Origin of the sequence: Pseudomonas sp. P867, from assembly GCF_019891455.1 — a bacterium.
Classification (GTDB): Bacteria; Pseudomonadota; Gammaproteobacteria; order Pseudomonadales; family Pseudomonadaceae; genus Aquipseudomonas; species Aquipseudomonas synxantha_A.
The window spans coordinates 25,436-50,773 of record NZ_JAFLXB010000023.1 but is presented as its reverse complement, the minus strand read 5'-3'; the positions used below and the strand labels follow the sequence as shown (position 1 = coordinate 50,773).

Genomic DNA, 25,338 nt, shown 5'->3' with positions numbered 1-25,338 from the left:
GGTCACCGAAGGGCCGAAAAACCACTCAATGTGGTGAGTAGGTTCTCCAGTGGTGGTCGCGCTTGAGTTCAGGCAATCTGAAAATCCGACTTTTTCAACAGAATCGGCCGAAAGCAGGCCTCCGACCAACCTGATACCCAGAGTTAAACCACCGGTATCTGATACACAACCGACTCATATTTTTCCGACATCCGCCTCTCAATGACAACTCCCCCCAAAGTTTCGGCAATACGCCGACTCGCACGATTCTGCGTCGCAACAGGGTAGATAAAGTGCTTTGCCGCAAACCGTTTGTTAGCCCACTGAACAACCGCCCGCACCGCTTCACCACCAAACCCCAACCCATGTTTATCTTCACGGATCCAGATGCCCAACTCCGGTGTTTCACTGCCGGTATGGTGCAGCCCGACCAAGCCGGCAAAACGAGCATTCACCCGCTCCCTGACCGTAAACACAATATCGCTGCCATCCGCTATCGCAGGCAGCCACCGTCCCCAGACTTGCGCGTACTCTTCTAGCGAGGCAGGCGGTTCCCAGGACATGTAGCGAGTCAGAGTCGGCGTGATACAAGGGAAGGACTCAACAGCGTCCTGCTCGCAGAAGGGCTCGATGCTCAGGCGTTGCGAGAGAATGCGGATTGGGTGGGTGTCCACTGGCATTGCAATTTCCTTCCTGGGGGCCGTTACTCCATTTATGCCGTGAACATACCATGCGGGTCGCTTCATCAGTATCAGGCTCTCTATACTGGGCCCCCAGGATGGTAGTTGGAGCACACAATATGCCCGTCGCACCCAATCAAAATTCCCCGATCATTTTGGCCCCAGTTCAACAAAGCGACTTGGATAATCTTGTAGCCATTCGAATTGAGGCCATGCGCGAAAGTCTGGAGCGTGTTGGGCGATTTGACCCTGTGCGTGCGCGGGAGCGGTTTCTTGGTGGCTTTGAAGCTCGCGACACACGCTATATCGAGGCAGCTGGAGAGCGGGTGGGTTTCGTAGTGGTCAAACATCACCGCAATGAACTCTTGCTCGACCACTTGTATGTCAGGCCGAGCGCGCAAGGGTCAGGGGTAGGGTCCGCTGTTCTCACTCAGGTTTTCAAAGAGGCGGATGCGGCTGCGCTTCCTATTAAGGTGGGGGCTCTCAAGGAAAGCGCTTCGAATCGCTTTTATACCCGCCATGGCTTCCAGTTCATCGAAAGCAGTGAATTCGACAATTATTATGTTCGTCAGCCTATTCCGGCGATTGGCGCTCATTCCGGAACCATGGGCTGACTTGTACTAGCCCTTCAGTTCACCAGCCCGATTGCTCGCCGCGTCGTCATACGCCACGTACAACGACTCTGCAATTTGGCTTTTGATCGCCTTGGTGGCCTCCAGCCCCAGCACAAAGCCCTCGGCTTTACCGCCAGCACGGTTAAGTTCTTCATGGGTGGAGGCGCCAGTAATAGCGTCAAGCAGCTTGGCGGCGTGGGGGCCGACGCCTTTGGGGAGGGAGATCTGGTCGATGGACATTATCGCTACCTTGAAAAATGGAGTTCGGGAGCGAGTGGAACCACTGCCGGGGCTGGCATGGTAGACCTGTTTGCCATGAAAGGGGTCGCTTTACGCGCAACGGCGCTATTCTTTGCGGCTATGCAGTCAGATTGGGGAATTGATAAATCTGGAGCGGTTTATGGAGTATTGCATTGAGGGCTACTGCCTTCGGCCATTGTGCCGCGACGATTTCGAGAGGATCAGCCGTTACGAAAGCGTCAACCGCAGGCATCTGCAACCCTGGGAGCCGCTCAGGGACGAGGAATACTTCACCACTGGCAACGCCAAGGCCAGGGTCGAGCAGCAGGTAAACAATATGCAGGCTGGCAACGCTCTGTGTTTCCTCTTGCTTGAACCCGAGAGCGGAGAGGTTCTAGCGCGGTGTAACTACACGAACATTGTGAGGGGCGTTTTTCAGGCCTGTCATCTCGGCTTCTCGTTGGCGGAATCTGCCCAAGGCCGTGGCCTGATGAAAAAAACACTTCAGGTCACTAACCGGCATTGCTTTGAGCAGTTGGGGCTTCACCGGATCATGGCCAATCATTTGCCCCGCAATGTGCGAAGTGAACGCCTTCTGGAGTCGCTGGGGTTTGAAAAGGAAGGTTATGCGCGAGCCTATCTGAAGATTGCTGGCGTTTGGGAGGACCATACGTTGAGATCGTTGATCAACCCTGAAGAATAAGCGCACCACCCACCCTACTCAGGAAAAAGCTGATGTCTACCGAGCCCCTCTGCCTGGTTTTTGTCCCCGCCCTTGCCGCCGTGCTGACGGCCGCCGAATCGAAAAAAGGCGCCCCCCTAAACAGAAGTCGAAGTCTGCGATCTCCGCGACCAGGCCACTTGCATTGCGGTAACCTTCTCCACCGCGTTGGCGATGGAACAAGAACGGGGTTACCCGGATATCGTTGCCGAGGACTGCTGGAATGAGTGGCAACGCTTGCGTCCCTCGCTTCAATCGCGCCCGCTCTGATCAGCATAGGTATCTACACAACTCTGTAGCGCTCAGCGGTAACCACGATGCGAAGCGAGCCGCTGTTGATCTTGATCTGCTTTTGATCTTGATCTTAGGCGCCCCGTTAAACCACGCTGGCCGAACGCAGGCTTGAATTCGTGGGTAACCCGGCAGGACGCCGGGTTAGCCGCCCCGCGCCATGGATGGCGCGTGGCGGCGGCCCACGGATTCAAGCCTGTGTTCGGGCACACCGAGCCTAAGCGAGGTGCCGAGTGGTGGGGCAAGAGCGTTTTGCTTACTTTTGCGCTTTTCAAAAGTGAGCCGCTGTCAGAGCGGAACCCTAGGTGGCCGTTACCGCAGGAATGGATATGTACTCGGTATCACGGTGTCGAATGTAAGGCCGTCTTCGCAGGCAAGCCAGCTCCCACAATTGATCGTGGGGTGTCAGGTAGATTGGCGTCGGCTGTCAGGCCGTCTTCGCAGCGATGCGGCGACCCGACAAGCCAGCTCCCACATTTGTATTTCGGAGCGTCAGATGGACATGCATCGGCTGTCAGGCCGTCACGGGAGCAAGCTCCCTCGCCACAGATTTAGCGTCGTGCCGAAGTTGTGTAGATACCTATGCTCTGATCAGCCTCTCGCCTGCCCCCCCAACCCACTCCCAGAATTCACGGATTTCCCTTATGCCGCCTGCCTCACGCGACCACGCCCGTATCGAACGCCGTCTCATTGCAGCCCTGACCGACGCCTGCGAGATCGCAAAGGCGGAAATCCCGGGCTTCGACTGGTTGACCCACACAGTCGACTACCGCGCCTTCCCCCAAAGCCTGCGGGTGATCTGGGTATTCGACAGCCTTGCGAGTAAGGCTCACGCCCTCGCAACCGGGGCAGACGCCCGTATGCGCGAGCTGACCACCGCCGCGCTGGATGACTCTGACGTGCACGTCCCGAACATCGCCCGCTGCGTCAGTTTCGACTCCGAAGAGGAATGCCACCTTCGGCATGGCGGCGATTGGCGTCGGCGGCTGGCTACTCTCCGAGCGATCTGAATCGCGCCACGGGTTGTTGAGCAAGGGGAACATCGCTACCCCACCTTGCACGTCAACCAAGCCCCCCAGAAAAGGCTGCTGAAGAAACGGGTCGCGTCGCCGAAGCCGGCGTCGTGCAACAGCTTCTGAACCGCGGCCTCGGAATGGGGCGGGTCAGCGCCTTGAAGGATTTTGCCGAGCTTGGCCTTTACTTCGTCCGAGCTGGCGCCATGCTGACGCCACCGTTGCCCCCACGCCGCCAGCAGCAACGGCTGGCTGGCATACGCATAATGATTGCCCGCGACGATCAGCGGTGCCCCCGGTTTCAGGTGCGCCCGAATCGATCGCAGTATCCGGTCCTTGGCGTCGTCACCCTCCAGATGGTGGAGCACACCGATCAAGGTGGCGGCGTCGTATGACGCGTCTGCTGGCAGGTCTTCGAGCTGCCCGAGATGCAGGGTGGTTCTATCAAGCAAGTGGTTGGCTTCCAACTGCTGCCTTGCCGCGTCCAGCATCGGCTGGGAGGGATCAACCGCCATAAAACGCCAGCCCGGTTCAAGGCTGGCCATGGCGATGATCTCTTGCGCCGTACCGCCAGCGCCGACCACAAGTACCTTGGCCGAAGGGGTATCGCCAAGGCTTGCCGCCAGCATGCACGCTGCCAGGTCCTGGCACGCGTCATAGCCCGCCAATGCGATACGGCTTTGTCGTGCGTACTCGTTGGCTCTTGAGGTATCGAATTTGTCAGCAGGGTTGGGTGAGGATGAGTTCAAGGCGGTTCTCCGTGGCCTTGACGCAAATTACGTTAACCGTGGCAGCAAGAAAAATTCATTAATGTTATGTGCTGCATTCCCATGGGGAATGCGGGGGCGTGCGAGTGGAGGGGTTGCAGGATCGTACAAGCCTCTGACCTGTCGCCCGGATAGTCTGGCCTTCTCACCGACAGGAAGGCTCAGCATGACTCACCTACAGCAACCCGCCCAACCGATAAACCTCGCGCACAAAGCCTCGCTCATCGACCAACAATGGAGCCCAAGAGTGGTTGCCGAAATGAACGACTACCAGTTCAAGGTGGTGCGCATCGAGGGCGAGTTCATCTGGCATTCGCACCCCGAAACCGATGAAGCCTTCCTGGTGCTCGAAGGCACGCTGCGTATCGACCTGCCGGATGGCCCGGTGTATGTGAAGCCGGGTGAGTTGTATGTGGTGCCGCGTGGCATTGAGCACAGGACCGCCGCCGAGGGAGAAGCCAGGCTGATGATGATCGAGCCAAGGGGCATCTTGAACACCGGACACGAAGGCGGAGAGCGGACGGCAGTCAACGATCAGTGGATTTGAGCGCAGGCGTACGCTGCTTAGCGCTGTACAACCCTTAACCAAAACCCATAAGATGAGAAGAGTTATCATTTAAGCCAAGCGAATCTCACATGTTCAACGACAGCACCGCCTCGCCGGTCGAGCAGTTGTATATCCGCCACCGCACCTGGTTGCGGGGCTGGTTGCATCGACGTCTGGGGCACCGTGCCGATGCCGAGGACCTGGCCCACGACACCTTCGTGCGCGTGTTGTGCTCGCGCCAGGAGGTGGGCGAGCTGCGCCAGCCCATGGCGTTTCTGGCCAAGATTGCCAATGATTTGCTGATAAATCGCTGGCGGCGCCAGGCGATTGAACGCGCTTACCTGGAGGCACTGGCCGCTCGGCCCGAAGCGTTGGAGCCCTCGCCGGAGGAGCGACTGCTGACCATCGAGACCCTGCTGCAACTCGACTCATTGCTGGTGGGGCTGTCGATGCCGGTGCGGCGGATTTTCTTCTTGTCCCAGCTCGACGGCTTGACCTACCCGCAAATCGCCGCGCAGCTGAACCTCAGCGTGGCTCAGGTGCAGCGGGCCATGGGCAAGGCGTTCAGCGTGTGTTACGCGAGTCGTTTTGAATGAGCCTGCCGGTTGATCCGCAGGTCCGCGACAGCGCCATCAACTGGCTAGTCAAAAGCCAATCCGGGCTGATGAACGCTGCCGATTGTTTGGCTTTGCAGCAATGGCGCCAAGCCAATACCGAACATGAATACGCCTGGCAGCGCGTCAGCAGTTTGCCGTTGTCGTTGCAACCTGGAGCGACGCTGTTGGCGGATGCCACCACGCGACGGGCGCTGGAAGCTGCCGGCAATGATCCACAGCAGCGCCGCCAGGTGCTCAAGGCGCTGCTCTCCGTCGGCCTGCTCGGCGGGCTGTCGTGGCAGGGTGCGCAGTCCACCGTGGTGCGTTCGGCGTTGGCCACTTATAGCACTGGCACCGGCGAGCGGCGCGAATGGCGGTTGGCCGACGGCGGTTCGTTGTGGCTGAACACCGCCAGCGCGGTCAACCTGGACTTCAACGCCGCACAGCGCAGCGTGCAGTTGGTCGAAGGCGAGATGGCCCTGGACGCGCCCGTCGAATCGCGGGCGCTGCAACTGCTGACACCCGACGCGACGCTGCATAGCCCGGGCGCTCATCTGCTGGTGCGCCACGACCGCCGGGGTACCCAGGTGACGGTCCTGCGCGGCTTGGTGCAGGTGCATGCGCGAGGCCACCAACTGCCCCTGCGGCTGGACGCGGGCTGGCGTACCCAGGTCAATAGCCAGGGTATCGCCGCGCCGGCTCCTGTCGATGGGTTCCTCGCCCAGGCCTGGCTGCGGGGTTTGCTGCCCGCCGAACGCATGCGCCTGGACACGCTGCTGGCCGAACTCTCGCGCTATCGCCCAGGGATTTTGCGCTGTGGCGAAACCGTTGCAGGCTTGCGCGTTACCGGCAGTTTCCAGCTCGACGATACCGATGCAGCCCTGGCCCTGCTCGCCCAAGCGCTGCCGGTGCGCATTGAGCGGCGCACGCGCTATTGGGTGACCGTGGTGCCAGCCTGAAAATATTTTTGTCATACAGCGCAGTTTTTTCCACGTCGCTTGGCCTATGGGAATAACCCATCGAAACAGGTGGGCCTTCACCCTCAGGAGCCCTGCATGACCTCCCCCCTCCATGTTCTGCGCAGCCGCACGCTCGGCCTGCTGTTTCTTGGCTTGCAACCGCTGTACGGCGCGGCGGTGTTGGCAGCCGATGAGCGCCAGCACTTCCACATCGACGCCGGTACGCTGGACCAGGTGCTCTCGCGCTTTGGCGTGCAGGCGGGCATCAGCATGGCGGGGCGCGCCACGCTGACTGCCGGCAAGAGCAGCCAGGGCCTGACCGGCGACTTCACCACCGAAGCCGCGTTGACACGGCTGCTGGAAGGCACGCGCTTGAGTTATCAGCGCCTGGCCGATGGCAGCTACGAGCTGTACCCGGGCGGCACGGCGCTTGCGCTGCCCACGCAGAAAGTCACCGGCGAAGACCCGCAGAAACAGCAGGTGTATTCGGCGCCGCGTTCCTCCGTGTATATCTCCGGTGAGGACATGCAACGCTTCGGCGTGATCTCCGCCGGCGACCTGCTCAAAGGCCAGCCCGGCGTGCAGGTGGGCGACAGCCGCAACGGCGGCGGTTTGGATGTGAACATCCGCGGCATCCAGGGCCAGAGCCGCGTGGCGGTTACGGTGGATGGCGCGCAGCAAGCGCTGGATGTGTATCGCGGCTATGCCGGCACCCAACAGCGCAGTTACATCGACCCGGATTTGATCAGCGACGTGACCATCGACAAGGGCCCCAGCGTTGACTCCAGCGCCATCGGCGGCACGGTTAAAATGCGCACCCTGGGGGTTGAAGACATTCTGCGCGATGGGCAAAACATCGGCCTGCGCCTCAAGGGCGAGGCGTGGAACAACGGCGTTGCGCCCGCCTACCGCGACGGTCACTCATCCGAGGGCAGCCTGTACGCCGAACCGCACCGAAACCGTGGCGGGCTGTTCGGTTCCCAAGCCGAATCCGGCAGCGCCGCGTTTGCCTACACCCATGACCTGTTCGATGTGGTCGCAGCCTACGCCCACCGCAATCAAGGCAACTATTTTGCCGGCAAAAAGGGACAGGATCGCTACCGTACCTACGACCGCTATGGCGACGAAGAAAGCACAGTGGCCAGCACTTATAACGCCGGCGAAGAAGTGCTGAACTCGTCAGCCGAGACTGAATCCTGGTTGCTCAAGACCACCATCCGCCCCACCGACGAACACACCTTCGACCTCGGTTACCAGCGCTACAACGGGCACATCGGCGAGATCATGCCGTCGGATATTTTTCGGTTCGGCACCGGCGGCATCTACCAGTACCCGCTGGGCCATACCCGGATCGACACCTATACCGCGCGCTACCATTACCTGCCCACCAACAACCCGCTGGTGGACCTTACCACCAGCCTGTGGATGACCGATGCGCAAACCAGCCAACTGACTTCAGTGCTCGCGCCCGCTTCCCAAGCCTACCGTTCGGACCGCAACTGGAGCCGTCAGGCCAACCGTCGCATCGGCGGTGACCTGGCCAATACCTCACGGTTCACCAGCGACTATGGTGACCTCAAGCTGGACTTGGGCGGTGGCTTCCAGGTCGAAGAGCTGCGCCCGCAAAAAGGCGTGGTCACCACCCAGCACGACATCAACGCCAACCGCAGTTTGCGCGATGGTTCACGCCAGGAATTCAACCTCAACGGCAAGCTCGAATACCAACCCGTGGACCGCCTGACACTATGGGGCGGTGGCCGCTATACCTATTACCGCACACAAGACCATGTGCCGCTTTCAACGGCGCGCCGGGAAGAGCGCCCGTTGCGCTACGTGTCAGCCACGAACGCCGGGGCCTACGGCAACATGCTCTGGTTCCCCGACATGAACGGGGACTACACCGACGCTACCGACCCGCGCCTGAACAACGGCATCGTTTTCAGTAACACCAACTACCCATTTGAGGGCCCGCGCTATAACGATTTCGGGGCCACGGATACCACGGTGTATGAGCCCCAAGTGGGCGAAGTGGTCAGCGGTTATGACTACTCCGGAAAAAACCGCAACAGCGGCGGTGCATTTGCGCCTGCCTTCGGCATCAATCTGGAGGTGGCGCCCGACACCTTCGTCTACGCCTCTTACACCCAGGGCCTGCGGATGCCGTCGCTGTTCGAGACCAGCCAGGGCGTATTACAAACCCTACCCGGCAAAGGCTTGAAGCCCGAGCGTTCGAGCAACTGGGAAATCGGCGCCAGCACCCTCCAAAAAGGCCTGTTTGTGGCTGACGATGAGGCGGCGATCAAACTGGCGTACTTCAACAACACGATCAAAAACTACATCACCCGTTACTACGACCCCAGCCCCGGCCTGATGGGCCAGATGCAATTCAGCAACACCGACAGCTTCAAGACCAGCGGCCTGGAGTTGCAGTCCCATTACGATGCCGGCCGTGTGTTTGCCGACCTGTCATCCACCTACTACCTCAAGACCCAAACCTGCGACTCGGCGTTCGCCGCTCGCCTGCGTGCCAGCAGCAACCGCTATCGCGACACCAGCCAGACGCCCAACTGCACGCCCGGCAGTTTCATGGGCTCCTACACCAACACCCAGAACCCGCCACGCTTTGCCGCCAACCTGACCACCGGCGTGCGCTTTTTCGGCCAGTCGCTGACGGTCGGCACGCGCATCACCTACACCTCCGGCCCCACGGTGACCGCCGATAAACCCTGGCAGACAGGCGCCACCACGCCACAATTGGTCTATCGCGAAGTGACGCTGGTGGACTTGTTCCTCAACTACAAATTGCAGGACCACACCCAACTGAATGTCTCGCTGCAAAACCTCACCGACCGCTACTACCTGGACCCGCTGGCGCAAAGCTTTATGCCGGCACCGGGCCGAACCCTCAGGGTGGGTCTACAGACAACATTCTGACGCTAAGCTGAGCATCGCCTTAGCGCCGCTGAATCTGCACCGTGGCAAAGGTCGGCTCGTCGCGCGCCTGCTCCAGTGCATTCCTGGGCCTTTGCGGGGCCCGGGCTTGCACCTCGGGCCGTAGCTCAGGCGGCGGATGCAGGCGCATGTCCGAGCGCTCATCGCTGGGCGCCACGCCGAAGAAGTCCCGGTAGCACTTGGAAAAATGCGGCGTGGACACAAAGCCGCAAATCACCGCCAGCTCGACAATCGAAATCGGCGTCTGCATCAACAACTGACGCGCACGGGTCAGGCGCAGTTTGAGGTAATAGCGCGATGGCGTGCAGTACAGGTGCTTCTGGAACATGCGCTCCAACTGGCGTCGGGACACGTGAACATAGGCGGCCAGTTGGTCGAGGTCGATGGGTTCTTCCAGGTTGGATTCCATCAGGGCGACCACTTCTTGCAGCTTGGGCTGTTGCGTGCCGAGCAGGTGCTTGAGCGGCACGCGTTGGTGGTCGCGCTCATTGCGAATGCGCTCGTACACGAACATCTGGGAAATCGCCGCCGACAACGTGTGCCCGTGATCGCGGCCGATCAGGTGCAGCATCATGTCCAGCGGTGCAGTGCCGCCGGAGCTGGTGAAGCGGTTGCCATCGAGCGTGAACACGCTGGAGCTGACCTTGACGCGGGTAAACGCCTCCTGCATCGACGCCATCAGCTCCCAATGCACACTGCACTGGAAGCCATCGAGCAACCCCGCCTGGGCCAGTGCCCAACTGCCGGTGCACACCGCGCCGAGACGTTTGCAGTACAAGCGCGCCTGGCTGCGCAGCCAGGCGATGAGCGCAGGGCTGATAGCCTGTTGAATGCCGACGCCGCCGCACACGATCACCGCATCGAAGCCGCGCTGGTCCTGCGCGCACGCATCCGGGGTCACCGACACGCCATCGCTGGCCCAAACCGGCTGGCCGTCCAGGCTCAGGGTTTGCCAACGGTAGAGTTCTTCGCCCGCCAATTGGTTGGCCATGCGCAGCGGCTCGACCGCACACGACAGCGATATCAGGGTGAATTGGTCCAGCAGCAAAAAGCCGATGGTCTGGCAAACAGGTGCCTCGGTTTCCATCACCGCTACCCCGCAGGCGTGATCAGGAATGTTCCAGCGCCACCGGCTTGGGTGCCCGGTTGTGCTGGCGCGACGTGACCAGGCCGATGAAGGAAATCACCAACGCCAGGCCAATGGTCGAGGACACTTCGGTGCGGTGCTCGGGCGTCACCATCATCACCCCCAGGGCCAGGCAGATGAACACGATCACCAGGTAAGTCAGCCACGGAAACAGCCACATGCGAAAGGTCAACTCGACGTTTTGCCGAAGCAGCAAGCGACGCATACGCAGTTGCGAGATCGCGATCACCAGGTACACCAACAACGCGATGGCGCCGGAGCTGGCGAGCAGGAACTGGAACAGACCGGCTGGCATGAAGTAGCTCAGCAACGTGACGCCCGCACCGATGATGGTGCTGGCGATCACCGCCGCCCGGGGCACGCCCGCCTTCGAGGTGATTTTAAGGGCCGATGGCGCATCGCCGCGTTTGCCCAGGGAAAACAACATGCGCGAGGAAATGTAGATCGAGGAGTTCATGCAACTGGCTACGGCGATCAACACCACCACATCGACCATGAACTTGGCGTTGGGAATATTCATCAGTTCCAGTGCGCGCTGATAGGAGCCCACGGACGCCAGCAGCGGGTCGTTCCAGGGCACCACGGAAATCACGATGGAGATCGACAACAGGTAGAACACGCCGATGCGCCAGATCACCGAGCGGGTGGCCTTGGCGATGTTCTGCGCCGGGTTGCTCGATTCGGCTGCGGCGATGGTCACCGCTTCGGTACCGATGAAACTGAACATGATGGTAATGAACGCGCCCACCACCGCCGACAGGCCATTGGGGGCAAAACCGCCGTGTTCTTCCATCAAACGGCTCAAGCCGCTGGCTTCACGATCCGGGATCCAGCCCATGAGCACGCTGAAACCCAGGCCGATAAAGCCGACGATGGCAATCACCTTGGCCATGGCGAACCAGAACTCGAACTCGCCATATTTGGCCACGCTGAACAGATTGGTGATCACCAGCAACACGATTGAGACCAAGGCGAACAGCCACGCATCGACCTGAGGGAACCACTGGTTGAGCACATGCCCGGCGGCCAATGCTTCGATGGGAATGACCAGCACCCAGAACCACCAGTACAGCCAGCCGATGGTGAACCCGGCCCAGGGGCCAATGGCCTGGTCGGCGTAGGTGGAAAACGAGCCGGTGTCGGGGCGTGCCACCGCCATCTCCCCCAGCATGCGCATGACCAGCACCACCAGCAGGCCGGAAAACAGATAAGCCAGTAAAACCGCCGGTCCCGCTGCGGCGATGGCGTGTCCGGAGCCGACAAACAACCCCGCGCCGATGATGCCGGCGATGGACAACATGGTCACGTGACGCGGTTTGAAGCCCTGCGCCAGCTGACCGTTGGAATCGTTGCAGTTGAGGCTAGTCATTGTTTTTGTTGTTCTCGGGCGGCCAATGACCCTCACCTTAAGTGCCCGAGGCCAGGCGCAAGTAGCCTGGTTACGCCGCCATCGTGTCTGATATCGACATTTGCAAGGGTGGCCCTCTGAAGTGACGAGCGTGGCGCCCTACTCTTGCGCGCTACGTATCAACGACCCGAACAGCTCTCCACGCGGCATCTTGCTCAGCTCGATATCGGCATTTTCAAACCACTCTCGCCCGGCTTCCGGATGCGGCCCGCTCAGAACAACCACGCCACGTTCGTAGGTGTAGCGCGCCGCCGCCACGTCGCCATTGTGGTAGGTCGCGATGACCTTGTACGGTGCCGCGGCGCTGGCTTTGGGGAAGTAAGGGCCGTCCTGGTAAAACACATGGTCAGGCTGCCCGTCCCACGTCACCCGCACGGCGGCATCGTCGATACCAGTCACTTCAAAACCGGGGCGGCCGGCTTCGGTGTCAATGGCCTGAGGGATCAGGCCGAGGTTGTTGTCGTCGGCCAGGTAGGCGCCCATGCACAGGCCCAGGTAGCGGCCGCCGTTGGCGACGTAAGCGCGGATGGCTTCGGCACGTGTATCGCCCAGGCTGTCGAGAGCGGCCGGGATGTCCTGGCCGCCACCGGGTTGCACGTAGAGGTCATAGTGCGCCAGGTTCTCTGGCGTGATGTCGATGGGTTCGTCGGCGCCGACGAAGTCGATCTGGTAATTGGGGTTGAGACGCTGCAGGGCGGTTTTCACGTTTTCCGAGCAGTCCGGGCAACCTGCCGGGCCACGGTAGATGGCGACATGGGTGATGGGGCCTGCGCCGTGCACGGGTAAAGGGTGCAGCGTAGCAACGGCGAGAAACGTGGCAGCGAGGGCAGGCAGTTTCATGGGGCAGGCTCAACGCTCAGTTGAATGGGTTTGATCCAGTGATCGCAGCGCCAAGCCTATAACGATGAGCCTTTTGAATTCGTGAAGAGTTGTAAACCCACGTGGGCCATTCATCCACTCCCCAGCATCTGCCACAACGACGCGCCCACGCCGGTAATGCTCTCGCCGGCGATCAACCCCGCCGCTGCCGTGATCGCAAAGCGCTGCGTCACGCTCGGCCAGCGACAGCTCACGGCCCAGGTCATGATCGCGCCAAGGGCCATCATCAGCGACACCGACGCAGGCAACACAAACGCTAGTCCCAGGGCTGCCGCACTTGGCAGATAGCGGGCGCGATGTGTGGGTAATGTGCTGTCGAGTATGCCCAGCAGCACGCCGAACAAGCTTGCAATGCCGATGGCCCAGCGGATGCTGGGGGACAGTGAATCCAAACCGTTGGTCAGGGTTTGGGCCACGGCTTTCCAGGTGGCGACGGCCGGGGCCGGCCATTGTTCGGTGAGCAGCATGGTCTGAGGGTCAGGGATCAGCGCCAGGTACGCGAACACGCCGACGATGCTGCCGACGAAAATCCCGAGGATCTGGGCGATCACTTGCTTGTGCGGCGTCGCGCCAATCGCCTTGCCCACCTTGAAGTCATTCATCAGGTCGGTGCACTGCCCCGCCGAACCGCCGGCGGTGTTGGCGCTCATCAGGTTGATCGGCACCTGGCCCGGCGCAACAATGCCAAAGCTCAGCTGGGACAGTTGCCCGATGGCGCCAATCGGCGGAATACCGGTAGCTCCCACCACCCGCGCCGCCACGGCGGCCAGGCAGATCGCCAGGGGAATGGTCAGCAGCGCCATCCCAAGGTTGATACCGAACAACAGCGCTTGCAGGCTCACCACCAGCGCGATCGCCAAGGCAAACCCCACGGCAGGCCCGGGCTTGGGAATCGCCCACGGCGTGCCGCCAGACGCCCGGGTCGAGCGATGCAATGCCCACAGGCGAATCGCCAGGGACGCCAAGGTGGAACACACCATCAGGCTCACGCCGGGCCACAGCAGCCATTCCACCAGCGCGGCAAATTGCGGACCGTTGCTGTCGGCGGGCAGGCTCACCAAGCCGTTGGCCAACAGCCACGGCCCCAGCCCGCCCCATGCCAGCAAGGCGCCGAGCAGCAGGGTCAGGCCCACGCGAATGCCGATAATGCCGCCGAACCCCAGCAAAAGCAGCGAAGGGTCTGCGGTGAAGGTCAGGCGCTCCAACGCGGGACTCGGCGACCAGCGCGGGAAGGCCCACATAAACGTATCTACCCACTTGACCGATCCGGACAACAGCGCCGCGCCGAGCAGCACTTTCAAGCGCGTGGCGGCTTCGCGGCCATGGTTGTAGATGTGCAGCAGGGTTTCCAGGGTGGCCATGCCTTCGGGAAACTTCAGCGCCTTGTCATTGAGCAAAGAAGATCGCAGGTACCACGCGATCCAGATCCCCAGAAAACTCACCGAAAACACCCAGGCGATCATCGGCAGCGCCGCCAGTTGGTTACCCGTGAGCAGGGTATAGGCCGGGATGGGCGCGACCAGCCCGCCGGAAATGATCGACGCCGCGGCAGAGGCCACGGTCTGGTTGATATTGCTCTCGTGCAGGGTCCACGGCAGGTGCTCGCCGGAACGCCGGGCCAGGCCCTGCCAGATGCCATAGCCAATCAGCAAGGCGATGATCGACATGTTGAACGACCAGCCGATCTTCAAGCCCGCGTACACGTTGGAAGGGGTCAGCAGGATACCCAGCACGATCCCGGTGATGACTGCCCGCAGGCTCAGTTCACGCTCTACAGGCGGGATTGACGAGGTGGAGTGCATGCAGATTCCTTTCGAGAAAAACCAGTGCCACCTCTTAAGTGAGCGCTGGAGGACTCGAAGGTTCACCTGGTTCCAAATGTGGGAGGGGGCTTGCTCCCGATAGCAGTCTGTCAGTCAGCATTTTTGTAGCTGACCCACCGCTATCGGGAGCAAGCCCCCTCCCACATTGGTCCTCTTCACCTCTGGCTATTTGGCGAACGCATATTCCCCGCCCCGCTCCACCGCCTTGCGGTAAGCCGGCCGCGCCTGGAGCTTATGCAGCCACGCCGCCAGGTTCGGGTAAGCCTGCAATTTGCCCTGGGCCTGGGCAACTTCACCGATAAAGCTCATCTGGATATCCGCACCGCTGAGTTCGTCGCCCACCAGGTAAGGCGTGCGCCCCAGCACATCATTCAGGTAGCCCAGGTAGTTGGCCAACTCCGATTCAATCCGCGGATGCAGCGGTGCACCCGCTTCCCCCAGCCGCCCCACATAGAGGTTGAGCATCAACGGCAGCATGGCCGAGCCTTCGGCAAAATGCAGCCATTGCACATAGCTGTCGTAGGCGTCGGTGGCCGGGTCGGGTTGCAGTTGGCCGTTGCCGTGGCGGCGGATCAGGTAGTCGATGATTGCGGCAGATTCGATCAGCACGCGGGAACCGTCTTCGATCACCGGGGATTTGCCCAGGGGGTGAATGGCCTTGAGTTCAGGTGGCGCCAGGTTGGTCCTGGCGTCGCGCTGGTAGCGTTTGATGTCGTAGGGCAGGCCCAGTTCTTCAAGCACCCACAGGATACGTTGTGAGCGGGAATTGTTGAGGTGGTGAACAGTGATCATAGCGGGCAACACCTTGGGGGATTTAGGAGAAGACTACAGGGTAGCGGTGAAGTGCCGTGAATGTGGCTCAGGCGAGCAACTGATCGATCCACTTCACCTGCTGCACGATCTCCTGCACTTTCTGCTCGGGCACGGCCTGCCGTGCCTGTTCGAGGCTGGCCAGTGTCTTGCGTTTTTCGCGCACTATACGCTGCCACTTCGCCAGGAACTTCTCGCTACGCGCCTGCATTTGCAACGGGCCAAAGTACAGCTGCTCGGCGGTATAGGTGACCGCATCGGCGCGTTCGGCGACGATGATTTCGTAGTAGAAGCGGTTTTCCAGCAGCAGCTCCTCGTGCAGGATCCGGTAGCCGTTCTCCATCAACCATTGGCGCAGCGGCTGCTCGCCGCCGTTGGGTTGCAGGATCAGGCGTTCGCGGCCATTGAGGTGCGCCTTGCCGCTGTCGAGAATGTCGCGGATCGTTTCGCCGCCCATGCCGCACAGGCTGACGACAGTAATATCATCGCCCGCCTCGATTGCCGCCAAGCCATCAGCCCGGCGCACGGTGATGTGCTGCGCCAGACCGTTGTCGGCCACGGTACGGTTGGCTGCGTGAAACGGTGTAGCGGCCACTTCCCCCGCCACTGCCGCCGCAATAGCGCCTCGGAGCATCAACGCCACCGGCAGGTAGGCGTGATCCGAGCCGATATCGGCCAGGCGGGCACCGGCTGGCACGTGCGCCGCCACACGCTCAAGGCGCATGGACAAGGTGTGTTGGTTCAACGGTGGTTCCTTATGAGTGCCCGGAAAATCGATCCCGGCTGTTGGTCAAGTGCAGCACCATGGCCGCCCGTGCGGCGTCCGGGTCTTGGCGCTTGATGGCGTTGTAGATCGCCTCATGCTCCAGGTTCGCCAACTGCCCCAGCTGGGCAAAGTCCGCGCCGCCGCGTTCGGCGTCCTTGACCTGGGTGCGCGGGATCATCGCACTGCCCAGGTGCAGCATGATGTCGGTAAAAAAGGTATTGCCGGTGGCCTCGGCGATCAGTTGGTGAAAGCGCTTGTCTTCCTCCACGCAACTGTCGTTGTTGGCCAGCGAGGCCTGGTAGTCGTCCAGCGCCTGGCGCATATGGGCCAGTTGCGCTTCGCTCCTGCGCAGGGCGGCCAACGCCACGGCCTGCACCTCAAGGCCCAGGCGTAATTCAAGCATGTTGCGCACGCTGGCGACCGTGTCCACATGCAGGCGCAGGCCCGGCTGCGTGTGTTGCTCCAGCACAAAGGTGCCGATGCCGTGACGCGTCTCCACCAGCCCCGACGCCTGCAACTTGGACAAGGCTTCACGCACAACGGTGCGGCTCACTCCGTGCTCAAGCACGATGGTGGATTCAGACGGCAGTTTTTCACCGGGCTTGAGTTGCCCGAGCAGGATGCGCTGGGTCAGCGCCTCAACCACGCCCTGGGCCAGGTTGGTTGAGCGTTTACGCACAGGCGTTGGGCTTTCAATGGGCATGACTACAGGTCCGCAGGGTTGGGCAGGAGCAAGCTTATCACCCTGCCCGGAAGCACCGCCCTTTTGCAGCAAAAAACCTTTAACTTGTATGACAACACATCAAATTTTCACCAACTGTATTGCTGACCTGCTCAAAACACTCCACGCGAGCCCCGCTGCGACAACCAATGAAAACGCCTAAATAACCGAACCAACTGGTCAATCAAAGTACTTATAAAAACAAATTCACTCATCAGCGCATTGCGATTTCTGAAAAAGCACTTGTATGATGTCTGTCAACAAAACAACCAAACCCGCATAAAAACAATCAGGGGGAAGTTTTCAAATGGTGAGCCATTCAAGCCCAGCATCTGCCGTACCCGAAAGTGATTCAGTGCTCGCCCGCGCCGTGAGCAAAGTGAAGCGCCATGTGCTGCCACTGTTCGTGGTCATGTTCATCCTCAACTACATCGACCGCGTCAATATCGGCTTTGTGCGCACGCACATGGAGCATGACCTGGGGATCGGCGCAGCGGCCTACGGCTTCGGCGCCGGGCTGTTCTTCATCGGTTATGCGCTGTTCGAAGTGCCGTCCAACATGCTGCTGCAAAAGGTCGGCGCCCGTATCTGGCTGACCCGCATCATGTTCACCTGGGGCATCGTCGCCACGCTGATGGCGTTTATCCAGAACGAAACCCACTTCTACATCCTGCGTTTCTTGCTGGGTGTGGCGGAAGCCGGGTTCTTCCCCGGGGTGATTTATTACTTCACGCGTTGGTTGCCCGGCGTGGAGCGCGGCAAGGCCATCGCGATCTTCCTCAGTGGCTCGGCGGTGGCGTCGTTGATCTCCGGGCCGTTGTCGGGTGCGTTGTTGCAGATCGAAGGTTTTGGCTTGCACGGCTGGCAATGGATGTTCGGCATCGAGGGCCTGGCCTCGGTGGCGCTGGGCTTCTTTGTGTGGTTCTGGCTGGATTCCAAGCCCCATGATGCCAAGTGGATGACCCGCGAAGAACAGGACGCCCTGGTTGGCGCCATCGACCAGGAACAGCGCGAACGTGAAGCCCTGACCACGGTGAAACCGACCATCGGCAAGCTGCTCAAGGACCGCCAGATCCTGCTGTTCTGCGCTCTGTACTTCTGCATTCAACTGACGATCTATGCCGCGACCTTCTGGCTGCCGAGCATCATCAAGAAAATGGGCGACCTGAGTGATGTGCAGGTGGGTTTCTTCAACTCGATCCCCTGGCTGATCTCCATCATTGCCATGTACGCCTTTGCGTCGCTGTCGGGCAAGTTCAAGTTCCAGCAAGCCTGGGTCGCGGCGGCCCTGCTGATCGCGGCGGCCGGCATGTTCATGTCCACCACCGGCGGGCCGATCTTCGCCTTCGTCGCGATCTGCTTTGCGGCCATCGGGTTCAAGTCCGCGTCGTCGCTGTTCTGGCCCATCCCCCAGGGCTACCTGGATGTGCGCATCGCCGCCGCCGTAATCGCGCTGATCAACTCCATCGGCAACCTGGGCGGCTTTGTGGCGCCGACCACCTTCGGCTTTCTGGAACAAACCACGGGCTCGATCCAGGGCGGGCTGTATGGCCTGGCCGGCACCTCGGTGCTTGCGGCCATCCTGGTGTTTTTCGCCAAGACGTCGCCCTCTATCGTGCAGACCTCACATAGCGCTGCACCCTCAGGCGCCGCCATCAGCAAACCCCTTTGAGCGTATATAAGGACCTTGCCATGAATACCCCTGTAGTCACCCATTTCCAGGTCATCCCGGTCGCCGGCCACGACAGCATGTTGCTGAACCTCAGCGGTGCCCACGGCCCCTACTTCACGCGCAATATCGTCATCCTCAAGGACAGCAGCGGCAACACCGGCGTGGGCGAAGTGCCCGGCGGCGAGCGTATCCGTGAAACCCTGGAAGACGCGCGCAGCCTGGTGATCGGTCAGCCGATTGGCCAGTACCAGCGCGTGCTTAACCAGATGCGCAGCACCTTTGCGTCCCGAGACAGCGCGGGACGCGGCCTGCAAACCTTCGACCTGCGCATCACCATTCATGCCGTCACCGCCATGGAAGCCGCGCTGCTCGACCTGCTGGGCCAGTTCCTCGAAGTGCCGGTGGCCGCCTTGCTCGGCGAAGGCCAGCAACGCGACGCAGTGAAAATGCTCGGCTACCTGTTCTATGTGGGAGACCGCAACGCTACCGACCTGGCCTACCGCAACGAAGCCGACGCCGATGATGAGTGGTTCCGCCTGCGTCACGAAAAAGCCCTGACCGCTGACGCTGTGGTGCGCCTGGCCGAAGCCGCCAAGGCCAAATATGGCTTCAACGATTTTAAGCTCAAGGGCGGTGTGCTCAGTGGCGATGAAGAAATCGAAGCCGTCACCGCGCTGGCCGAACGCTTCCCGGATGCGCGCATCACCCTTGACCCAAACGGTGCCTGGTCGTTGAAAGAAGCCATCCGCCTGTGCCGCGACCAACACCGCGTGCTGGCCTACGCCGAAGACCCCTGCGGCGCAGAAAACGGCTATTCGGGCCGCGAAGTCATGGCCGAATTCCGTCGCGCCACGGGCCTTAAAACCGCTACCAACATGATCGCCACCGACTGGCGCGAAATGGGTCACGCCATCCAGCTGCAATCGGTGGACATTCCCCTCGCCGACCCGCACTTCTGGACGATGCAGGGCTCGGTACGCGTCGCGCAAATGTGCAACGAGTGGGGCCTGACCTGGGGCTCGCATTCCAACAACCACTTCGATATCTCCCTGGCGATGTTTACCCAGGTGGCCGCGGCCGCCCCAGGTGAGATCACCGCCATCGACACCCACTGGATCTGGCAGGACGGCCAGCGCCTGACCCGCGAACCGCTGAAGATTGAAGGGGGTTACGTAAAGGTGCCGGCCAAGCCGGGCCTGGGCGTGGATATCGATATGGACGCGGTGGCCAAGGCTCATGAACTGTACAAAGGCATGGGCCTTGGGGCGCGGGATGACAGTGTGGCGATGCAGTTCTTGATTCCGGGTTGGGGCTTTGATAACAAGCGGCCTTGCTTGGTGCGGTGAATCAGCTTTAGGAGCGCTCAGCGCAATTTGAGCGTGACGCAAAAAATCCGATGCCCAAACAGGCATCGGATTTTAGTCAGATCAGAAGCTTAGCTGTTTGACCTCTGGCACGTCTGCCAGAGGCCTCTTTTGCACTACTGCTGATTGGCGACCTCGAGATCCGCCGTATCCTCCTCAAGGCCAGAGAGAGCAGTGCCATTGACCAGCGGCCCATAACGACGGCTGAACTCCCAGTTGTAGGGCACGTGGTCTTTGTTGACCCCGTTATCCCAATTCACCGACCAGGTCATCAGGCCCTTGATCGACAATCCTTTGTCGTACAAACGCTTGAATGCATGGGTCACGGCTGTTGGGTTGATCACATAACCGGTGGCAGCCGCGTCGACGTTCGCGGGCAGGCCAATGACGAACTTGTCTGCCGGGATTTTGGTAAACCCCCGCGTTCCGCTCACCAGGCTTTCGGTCAGGTAAAACAGGAAGTCCTCTTTCATCGCGTCGTTGTTCTGGGCAATCCAGGCGCCATTGCCATTGTTGACCTCCTGCACCCAGATCCCGTCGCCACCCTGGTTGTAATACTGCGGGGCGATGAAGTCGTAATAGCCTTCCAGCGCCTGGATGTAGCCGACGTATTTGCCGGCGGTGGTCAGGTACGGAAATTCCGGCGCCATGCTGATGATGAAGTGTTTGCCTTGACCGGCGTAGTGGTCCTTGACCAGTTTCAACGCGGCGGGCAGGACAGTCTTGTTGTCGGCGAAATCAATCGCACTCTGTTCAAGATCGATATCCAGGCCATCAAAGCCATAGGTTTCCACCAGGCGGATAATCTCGTTGGCCAGTGGCTGTTCGTTGCCTTTATGCAGTTCGATGTGTGCATCGGCGCCGCCAAGGGAAATCAGCACCGCCCTGCCCTGGCTGTTCAGCACGCCCACCTGGCGACGGAACTCGGCGTCGGACAGGTTGTACGGCTTGAAGGTTGGGATACCGTTGCCCTTCATGAAGGCCACGGCCACCACGTTGTAATCCCTTGGTACGTCCGCCAGGCTCATATTGGCGAACTGGCCACGCTGGTAGCCATCGCTCGGGCCGGCAGGCCAGTTGTGCCAGAAGCCCATGAGGATCTTTTTGCCGGCAATGCTGGGCATCAGCGAAGCGGCATCGTTGAGTGGCGATTTCAGTGAGGTAAAGTCAATATTTGACATGTTCTAATCCTTCAGAACGTGTGGGTTTAACGGCGCGGGCTTATTTGAAGTCCACGTCGAAGGCTTGATAGAAGGCGTTGCCGGTGTTGGCGACGATCCACATCAATACGATCACATGCTGGCCCTTCTTGTTGGCCGGCAGTTTCACTTCATGATTGACCTTGGCCTTCAGTTCGCCGGCATGGCTGTAGTACGGCACCTGGGTATAGAAGTCTTCGGCGAACGGCTGGGTTTCCAGCTGTGCGCGGGTGATGCGCTGTTTCGGATCCCAGCCATCCTTGGTGATCAGCCAGCGATAGCCACGGGTGGTGTGCGGCGCGGTGTATGCCCAGGTGACCTTGAAGGTCTGACCCGGCTCGACATTGAGTAACGGCCAGGTGAAGGCGCGGTTGAGTTTCTTGGCCATTTCCTCGTTGGTGAAGTTGATGCAGTCACGCGCATCGGTCTTGCCACCGCTGAGGATGAAGCCGTCGGCTGGTGGAGTGACGCTGTCACTGTCGGTTTGGTAAGGCGCCGGGAACGGACCGGCCATCAGTGCCGGGAAGTTTTTGCCGCCTTCCATTTCATTGACCTGCCAGGTCTCCAGCAGGCCCAGATCCACGGCGACTGCACCACGGCTGGAAGGGGATGTGACACGACCATGGCGAAGCGGTGTCTGGGTTTGTGGTTTGTTCATTTTGTGACTCCATTGATTTGATTAAGAACTCTCCTTTCTTGAAGGAGAGGACCTCAACCTAACGGAGTCGCTTTTTTTTGCCACTGGCCCATTTTTCACTCATTTTCGTTTCATGAGCGCGAAGACCTGAAAACACTGGATATATAACCAGTATTATGGGAATAACCTTACGCTGCAAGAGGTCGATTTCCTACAAGACCAGGCGCGCATCAACACCGCTTCTCTCGTAAATCGCATCATCCCTTCGTAACGGATAGCCCTCTGTGGACAAAAAGGGACGTATCTATTTTCAATCAAATAAACCGTCCGATTTTTGGTCCATCAGGTTTTGCCGGTGACGGCCGTTTTTTTAATTGTTGTCGCGGCAATCGGTTGCACCGTCAGTTCCACCCCTAATGCCAACATCAGCTTCTGGACCGTCTCATAACGCGTCTTTGAGCCGCCTTTCAGGGTTTTATACAAGCTCTCCCGATTCACCCCTGCCGCTTCGGCAACCTTGTTCACACCCTGGGCCTTGGCAACCTCGGCCAGCGCCTTCATAAGGACTTGCGGGTCATGGCACGCCATGCTTTGCGCAAGATAGGCACTGATGGTTTGCGGGCTATCAAGGAAGCGTGAAGCCTCATAGGCGCTGGTGCCGGATGTATCCAGCTCGAGGATCGGCATGTCCTCTGGTTTGAATGTTGACTGACTCATGTCATTGACCTCTCAGGGCATCGAGAATCTTTTGTCCGCCTGTAGCCTACTGGCTACATCTTGCATCTGCCAGTGCTTTTTTAAAACCAGCAACACACAGCCAATGTGGGAGGGGGCTTGCTCCCGATAGCGGTGTATCTGCCATTGAGAGGTTGGCTGACCTGCCGCAATCGGGAGCAAGCCCCCTCCCACATTTGCACTGCGTTGTCGTTGAGGCAGCATTTTTGCGCACAACGGCGACCCGCGACTTTCTTTGGTATTAAGTAAACCGGGGCAGACGCTATTAAGATGTCGCCTGAGCCCACCACCCTATCGTCACAGCGGGCTCTACCCTCCCACCCCGACATCGGAAGCGCTCTGCATGAAGCTACCTGAGATCACTACATTCATTGCTCAATGGCCCTCCCTTGGCGTGACGCAGCCCGCCGCTTGGCGGGTATCTCAAGACTGCGAAAACCAGGTTCTGGCCTTGCTGTCACGCCTCGGCACGGGCTACCGGCGCCACGGAGACTGTGCCATCCACGAAAGTGCCATTGTCGAAGAAGGTGCGGTGTTGAAAGGTCCGATTATCATCGGCGAAGGAGCATTTGTAGCAGCGGGAGCCTACCTGCGCGGCGGCGTTTATCTGGGCAGCCATTGCATTGTGGGCCCAAGCTGCGAACTGAAAAGCACCTTCATGCTGGCCGCAAGCAAGCTGGCACACTTCAACTTTGTCGGCGATTCCTTGATTGGCGAAGGGGTAAATATTGAAGCCGGTGCAATCATCGCCAATTACCGTAATGAGTTGGATGGGGCGGATATCAAGATCCGCTATGCAGACAATGTGATCGACACAGGGGTAAACAAATTTGGTGCCCTGGTAGGCGACGGCTGCAAAATCGGCGCGAATGCCGTCATTGCTCCAGGCGCAATATTAAAGCCGAACAGTCGTGTTCCGCGTTTGGGGTTGATTGACCATTTCGCCTACGAGTAGCGATAGCCCGTAGACATGTCCTACAGCGCTCTGCACCACCTTGCTCCATTGCCTACAGTTGCGTCAGAATCCGCCGGCTTGTGCGCTTGGATGGGCGTCTCTAAGGTGGCTCGGTCGCTGACAACTCAGTGATCGGGTTTAGCAGCCCGAGTGACAACATAAAGTGCATGAGCCTCATCGATCAGATGTTCTTGTCTGTGCTTGATGGTGGCTGTGCGCAGGGCGCCCTCGGGCGCGCCGGCTTTGTGTGTTTCCCCGGTCTACTAACCTGCGTACAGCCGCCACCCCATCGTTTAGTAGCGATGAGGTGTTGGCCCTAAAACAGGTACAACACACATGTATAAAGTCACGCCTAACCCTCCAAACGATCCAAACCTCAAGCTTGATCAGGCATCCCTTAACACCCACGCCGAACCACCTCCCTCACCGCTGTTCAGCGTTGCCGACGACGCCAGCAACGAAATGCTCATCGCCAATAGCTACGAAACCTTTTCCTCGGTGACAGCGTTATTGCTTGACCTGTCGGATGAACTGTCAGGCAAACAGCGCGATGTCGCGCTGGCGATTCATCAGCTGAGTGAATTGGGGGTTTTGTTGGTGGACAAATTGATGGCGAGGGAAAGTGCTTCAAGGGTTAGCTAGTCTTGCAGCCACCCGATAGACCGCCGCGTCGTCATGATCGACTTCACGACGACTCGGCAGCGCCTAGGCGCCGGTCAGGCCCTCGGAGCCTGGTGGGCGCCCTTTCTCTTGGACCCTCTACCTGAACCGACCGTTTCAGGTCATGCTGCGCCCTCCCTTTCAAGGACGAAAACAGCATGAAAGCCCGCCTCGCCGCTCTGCTGCTGATGTGCCTGAGCGCTCCCGCATTCGCCAGCGACAGCCCCGTCGGCTTTCAAACCACCACCCTGCCAGACACCCACAACAACCGCCCGCTGGAAATGGCTGTGTGGTACCCCGCCGCCGCCACTGCCAAACCCAAGCTGATCGCCGACAATGTGGTGTTCATCGGCGTGCTGGCCGTTCCCGATGCGGCGCCGACGCCCGGCAAGCATCCTTTGGTGGTGCTCTCCCACGGCTACGGGGGCAATTGGGGCAAACAGGCGTGGCTGGCCAGTGCGTTGGCGCAGCAGGGTTATATCGTGGCGGCGGTCAACCACCCGGGCACTACCAGCCAGGATCGCAGCGCACAGGCCGCTGCGCAGTTATGGCAACGGCCTAGGGATTTAAGTCGGGCCATTGATGCGCTATTGGCCCAGCCCGAGCCATTCGGTGCGGTGGATAGCGGCCGGATCGCCGTGGTGGGGCATTCCCTGGGAGGCTGGACGGTGATGGAGACGGCCGGTGCGCGTTTTGACCCGGCGCTGTTTGCCCGGGACTGCAGCGCTCATCCGACGTTGGTCGCGTGTACCGCCTACCGTGAGATGAACCCTGAAGGCACTGCGAACGGGAAGGAGCAATTGGCGGCGGACTTGAGCGACAAGCGCGTCAGCGCCGTGGTGTCTTTGGACCTGGGCCTGTCGCGCGGGTTTACCGATGCAAGTCTGGCGGCGCTGCCGGTGCGGGCCTTGGTGATCGCCGCCGGTGTACCGTCAGCGGATTTGCCGGCGCAGATGGAATCGGCCGACATGGCCAAACGGTTGCCAAACGCCTCGACGCAGTACGTGGAGATCCGCGACGCCAATCACTTCAGCTTTATGTCGCAATGCAAACCGGGCGCGGCGGCGGTGCTCGACGCGGATGTGCCCGGCGACAGCATCATTTGTCAGGATGGGCCGGGTGCACGGCCACGACCGATTATCCAGCAGCAGGTGATCACGTTGATCAGCCAGTTTTTGGCACGTTGATCAGGGTTTGATGATG

24 protein-coding genes and 2 pseudogenes are annotated in these 25,338 nt (G+C 60.1%); 13 read left to right on the top strand and 13 right to left on the bottom strand.

Annotation, left to right across the window (positions count from 1 at the left end; genetic code table 11):
• Window positions 1-143 precede the first annotated feature (143 nt).
• A complete protein-coding gene (locus tag J1G33_RS27235) occupies window positions 144-659 on the bottom strand; it encodes a GNAT family N-acetyltransferase (protein WP_223019133.1) in 516 nt (171 codons plus the stop codon).
• A 119-nt stretch (window positions 660-778) separates the two neighbouring features.
• Between J1G33_RS27235 and J1G33_RS27230 the strand changes: the two genes are divergently transcribed.
• A complete protein-coding gene (locus tag J1G33_RS27230; RefSeq protein ID WP_223019132.1) occupies window positions 779-1,273 on the top strand; it encodes a GNAT family N-acetyltransferase in 495 nt (164 codons plus the stop codon).
• Between the two features lie 6 nt (window positions 1,274-1,279).
• Here the strand turns inward: J1G33_RS27230 and J1G33_RS27225 are convergent, their stop codons facing one another.
• Window positions 1,280-1,513 carry a hypothetical protein gene (locus J1G33_RS27225; protein WP_003192651.1) on the bottom strand — a complete coding sequence of 78 codons (234 nt, stop codon included), beginning with the start codon at window positions 1,511-1,513 and terminating at the stop codon, window positions 1,280-1,282.
• Between the two features lie 160 nt (window positions 1,514-1,673).
• Between J1G33_RS27225 and J1G33_RS27220 the strand changes: the two genes are divergently transcribed.
• The 3 genes and pseudogenes from J1G33_RS27220 (at window position 1,674) to J1G33_RS27215 (ending at window position 3,535) form a co-directional block, all read left to right on the top strand.
• Complete coding sequence (locus J1G33_RS27220; protein WP_223019131.1) at window positions 1,674-2,216, top strand: GNAT family N-acetyltransferase; 543 nt, start codon at window positions 1,674-1,676, stop codon at window positions 2,214-2,216.
• 32 nt (window positions 2,217-2,248) lie between these two features.
• Window positions 2,249-2,504, top strand: a pseudogene (locus J1G33_RS28020) (hypothetical protein).
• 665 nt (window positions 2,505-3,169) lie between these two features.
• On the top strand, window positions 3,170-3,535 hold the full coding sequence (locus J1G33_RS27215) for a hypothetical protein (protein ID WP_223019130.1): 366 nt from the start codon (window positions 3,170-3,172) through the stop codon (window positions 3,533-3,535).
• Window positions 3,536-3,570: 35 nt separating this feature from the next.
• On the opposite strand, the gene J1G33_RS27210 is transcribed toward J1G33_RS27215, so the two are convergent.
• Window positions 3,571-4,287, bottom strand: a complete 717-nt coding sequence (locus J1G33_RS27210; protein WP_223019129.1) for a class I SAM-dependent methyltransferase — start codon at window positions 4,285-4,287, stop codon at window positions 3,571-3,573.
• A 184-nt stretch (window positions 4,288-4,471) separates the two neighbouring features.
• On the opposite strand from J1G33_RS27210, the gene J1G33_RS27205 reads away from it, so the two are divergent.
• From J1G33_RS27205 to J1G33_RS27190, 4 genes are all read left to right on the top strand, one after another.
• Entirely contained in the window at window positions 4,472-4,852 is a 381-nt protein-coding gene (locus J1G33_RS27205; RefSeq protein WP_148852540.1) for a cupin domain-containing protein, read from the top strand.
• 89 nt (window positions 4,853-4,941) lie between these two features.
• A complete protein-coding gene (locus tag J1G33_RS27200; RefSeq protein WP_198716551.1) occupies window positions 4,942-5,448 on the top strand; it encodes a sigma-70 family RNA polymerase sigma factor in 507 nt (168 codons plus the stop codon).
• Entirely contained in the window at window positions 5,445-6,407 is a 963-nt protein-coding gene (locus J1G33_RS27195; RefSeq protein ID WP_223019128.1) for a FecR domain-containing protein, read from the top strand. Before J1G33_RS27200 ends, J1G33_RS27195 begins: the two co-directional genes overlap by 4 nt.
• 96 nt (window positions 6,408-6,503) lie before the next feature.
• The gene (locus J1G33_RS27190) at window positions 6,504-9,341 is read left to right on the top strand and encodes a TonB-dependent receptor (RefSeq protein ID WP_223019127.1); all 2,838 of its coding nucleotides are present in this window, start codon (window positions 6,504-6,506) and stop codon (window positions 9,339-9,341) included.
• Window positions 9,342-9,360: 19 nt separating this feature from the next.
• Here J1G33_RS27190 and J1G33_RS27185 read toward each other — a convergent pair whose 3' ends face one another.
• The 7 genes from J1G33_RS27185 to J1G33_RS27155 all read right to left on the bottom strand — a co-directional run bounded on the left by J1G33_RS27185 (window position 9,361) and on the right by J1G33_RS27155 (window position 16,895).
• Window positions 9,361-10,446: a GlxA family transcriptional regulator gene (locus tag J1G33_RS27185; RefSeq protein ID WP_032880201.1), complete on the bottom strand. Its 1,086-nt coding sequence runs from the start codon at window positions 10,444-10,446 to the stop codon at window positions 9,361-9,363.
• A gap of 22 nt (window positions 10,447-10,468) precedes the next feature.
• Window positions 10,469-11,875 carry an amino acid permease gene (locus J1G33_RS27180; protein WP_032880200.1) on the bottom strand — a complete coding sequence of 469 codons (1,407 nt, stop codon included), beginning with the start codon at window positions 11,873-11,875 and terminating at the stop codon, window positions 10,469-10,471.
• Window positions 11,876-12,013: 138 nt separating this feature from the next.
• Window positions 12,014-12,754, bottom strand: coding sequence for a BPL-N domain-containing protein (locus J1G33_RS27175; RefSeq protein WP_078821881.1), 741 nt, complete (start codon window positions 12,752-12,754; stop codon window positions 12,014-12,016).
• A 110-nt stretch (window positions 12,755-12,864) separates the two neighbouring features.
• Window positions 12,865-14,595 carry an OPT family oligopeptide transporter gene (locus J1G33_RS27170; protein WP_223019126.1) on the bottom strand — a complete coding sequence of 577 codons (1,731 nt, stop codon included), beginning with the start codon at window positions 14,593-14,595 and terminating at the stop codon, window positions 12,865-12,867.
• 186 nt (window positions 14,596-14,781) lie between these two features.
• The gene (locus J1G33_RS27165; protein WP_223019125.1) at window positions 14,782-15,408 is read right to left on the bottom strand and encodes a glutathione S-transferase; all 627 of its coding nucleotides are present in this window, start codon (window positions 15,406-15,408) and stop codon (window positions 14,782-14,784) included.
• Window positions 15,409-15,475: 67 nt separating this feature from the next.
• A complete protein-coding gene (locus J1G33_RS27160) occupies window positions 15,476-16,171 on the bottom strand; it encodes a tRNA (adenine(22)-N(1))-methyltransferase TrmK (RefSeq protein ID WP_223019124.1) in 696 nt (231 codons plus the stop codon).
• A gap of 10 nt (window positions 16,172-16,181) precedes the next feature.
• Complete coding sequence (locus tag J1G33_RS27155) at window positions 16,182-16,895, bottom strand: FadR/GntR family transcriptional regulator (RefSeq protein WP_223019123.1); 714 nt, start codon at window positions 16,893-16,895, stop codon at window positions 16,182-16,184.
• 328 nt (window positions 16,896-17,223) lie between these two features.
• On the opposite strand from J1G33_RS27155, the gene J1G33_RS27150 reads away from it, so the two are divergent.
• Both J1G33_RS27150 and gudD read left to right on the top strand, forming a co-directional pair.
• Window positions 17,224-18,585, top strand: coding sequence for an MFS transporter (locus J1G33_RS27150; RefSeq protein ID WP_223019122.1), 1,362 nt, complete (start codon window positions 17,224-17,226; stop codon window positions 18,583-18,585).
• A 20-nt stretch (window positions 18,586-18,605) separates the two neighbouring features.
• Window positions 18,606-19,931 (top strand): glucarate dehydratase, encoded by a 1,326-nt coding sequence (gudD, locus tag J1G33_RS27145; RefSeq protein ID WP_032880193.1) that lies wholly within the window; start codon window positions 18,606-18,608, stop codon window positions 19,929-19,931.
• A gap of 197 nt (window positions 19,932-20,128) precedes the next feature.
• Here gudD and J1G33_RS27140 read toward each other — a convergent pair.
• The 3 genes and pseudogenes from J1G33_RS27140 to J1G33_RS27130 form a co-directional block, all read right to left on the bottom strand.
• Window positions 20,129-21,130: pseudogene (locus J1G33_RS27140) on the bottom strand (chitinase); the annotation flags it as partial.
• A 40-nt stretch (window positions 21,131-21,170) separates the two neighbouring features.
• Complete coding sequence (locus J1G33_RS27135; protein WP_032880191.1) at window positions 21,171-21,806, bottom strand: lytic polysaccharide monooxygenase auxiliary activity family 9 protein; 636 nt, start codon at window positions 21,804-21,806, stop codon at window positions 21,171-21,173.
• A 321-nt stretch (window positions 21,807-22,127) separates the two neighbouring features.
• Window positions 22,128-22,502: an addiction module antidote protein gene (locus J1G33_RS27130; RefSeq protein ID WP_032880190.1), complete on the bottom strand. Its 375-nt coding sequence runs from the start codon at window positions 22,500-22,502 to the stop codon at window positions 22,128-22,130.
• A gap of 361 nt (window positions 22,503-22,863) precedes the next feature.
• On the opposite strand from J1G33_RS27130, the gene J1G33_RS27125 reads away from it, so the two are divergent.
• From J1G33_RS27125 to J1G33_RS27115, 3 genes are all read left to right on the top strand, one after another.
• A complete protein-coding gene (locus J1G33_RS27125) occupies window positions 22,864-23,475 on the top strand; it encodes a transferase (RefSeq protein WP_223019121.1) in 612 nt (203 codons plus the stop codon).
• Between the two features lie 336 nt (window positions 23,476-23,811).
• Window positions 23,812-24,117 (top strand): DUF6124 family protein, encoded by a 306-nt coding sequence (locus J1G33_RS27120; protein WP_046071914.1) that lies wholly within the window; start codon window positions 23,812-23,814, stop codon window positions 24,115-24,117.
• Between the two features lie 176 nt (window positions 24,118-24,293).
• The gene (locus J1G33_RS27115) at window positions 24,294-25,322 is read left to right on the top strand and encodes an alpha/beta fold hydrolase (protein WP_032880185.1); all 1,029 of its coding nucleotides are present in this window, start codon (window positions 24,294-24,296) and stop codon (window positions 25,320-25,322) included.
• The last annotated feature ends 16 nt before the right edge of the window (window positions 25,323-25,338 follow it).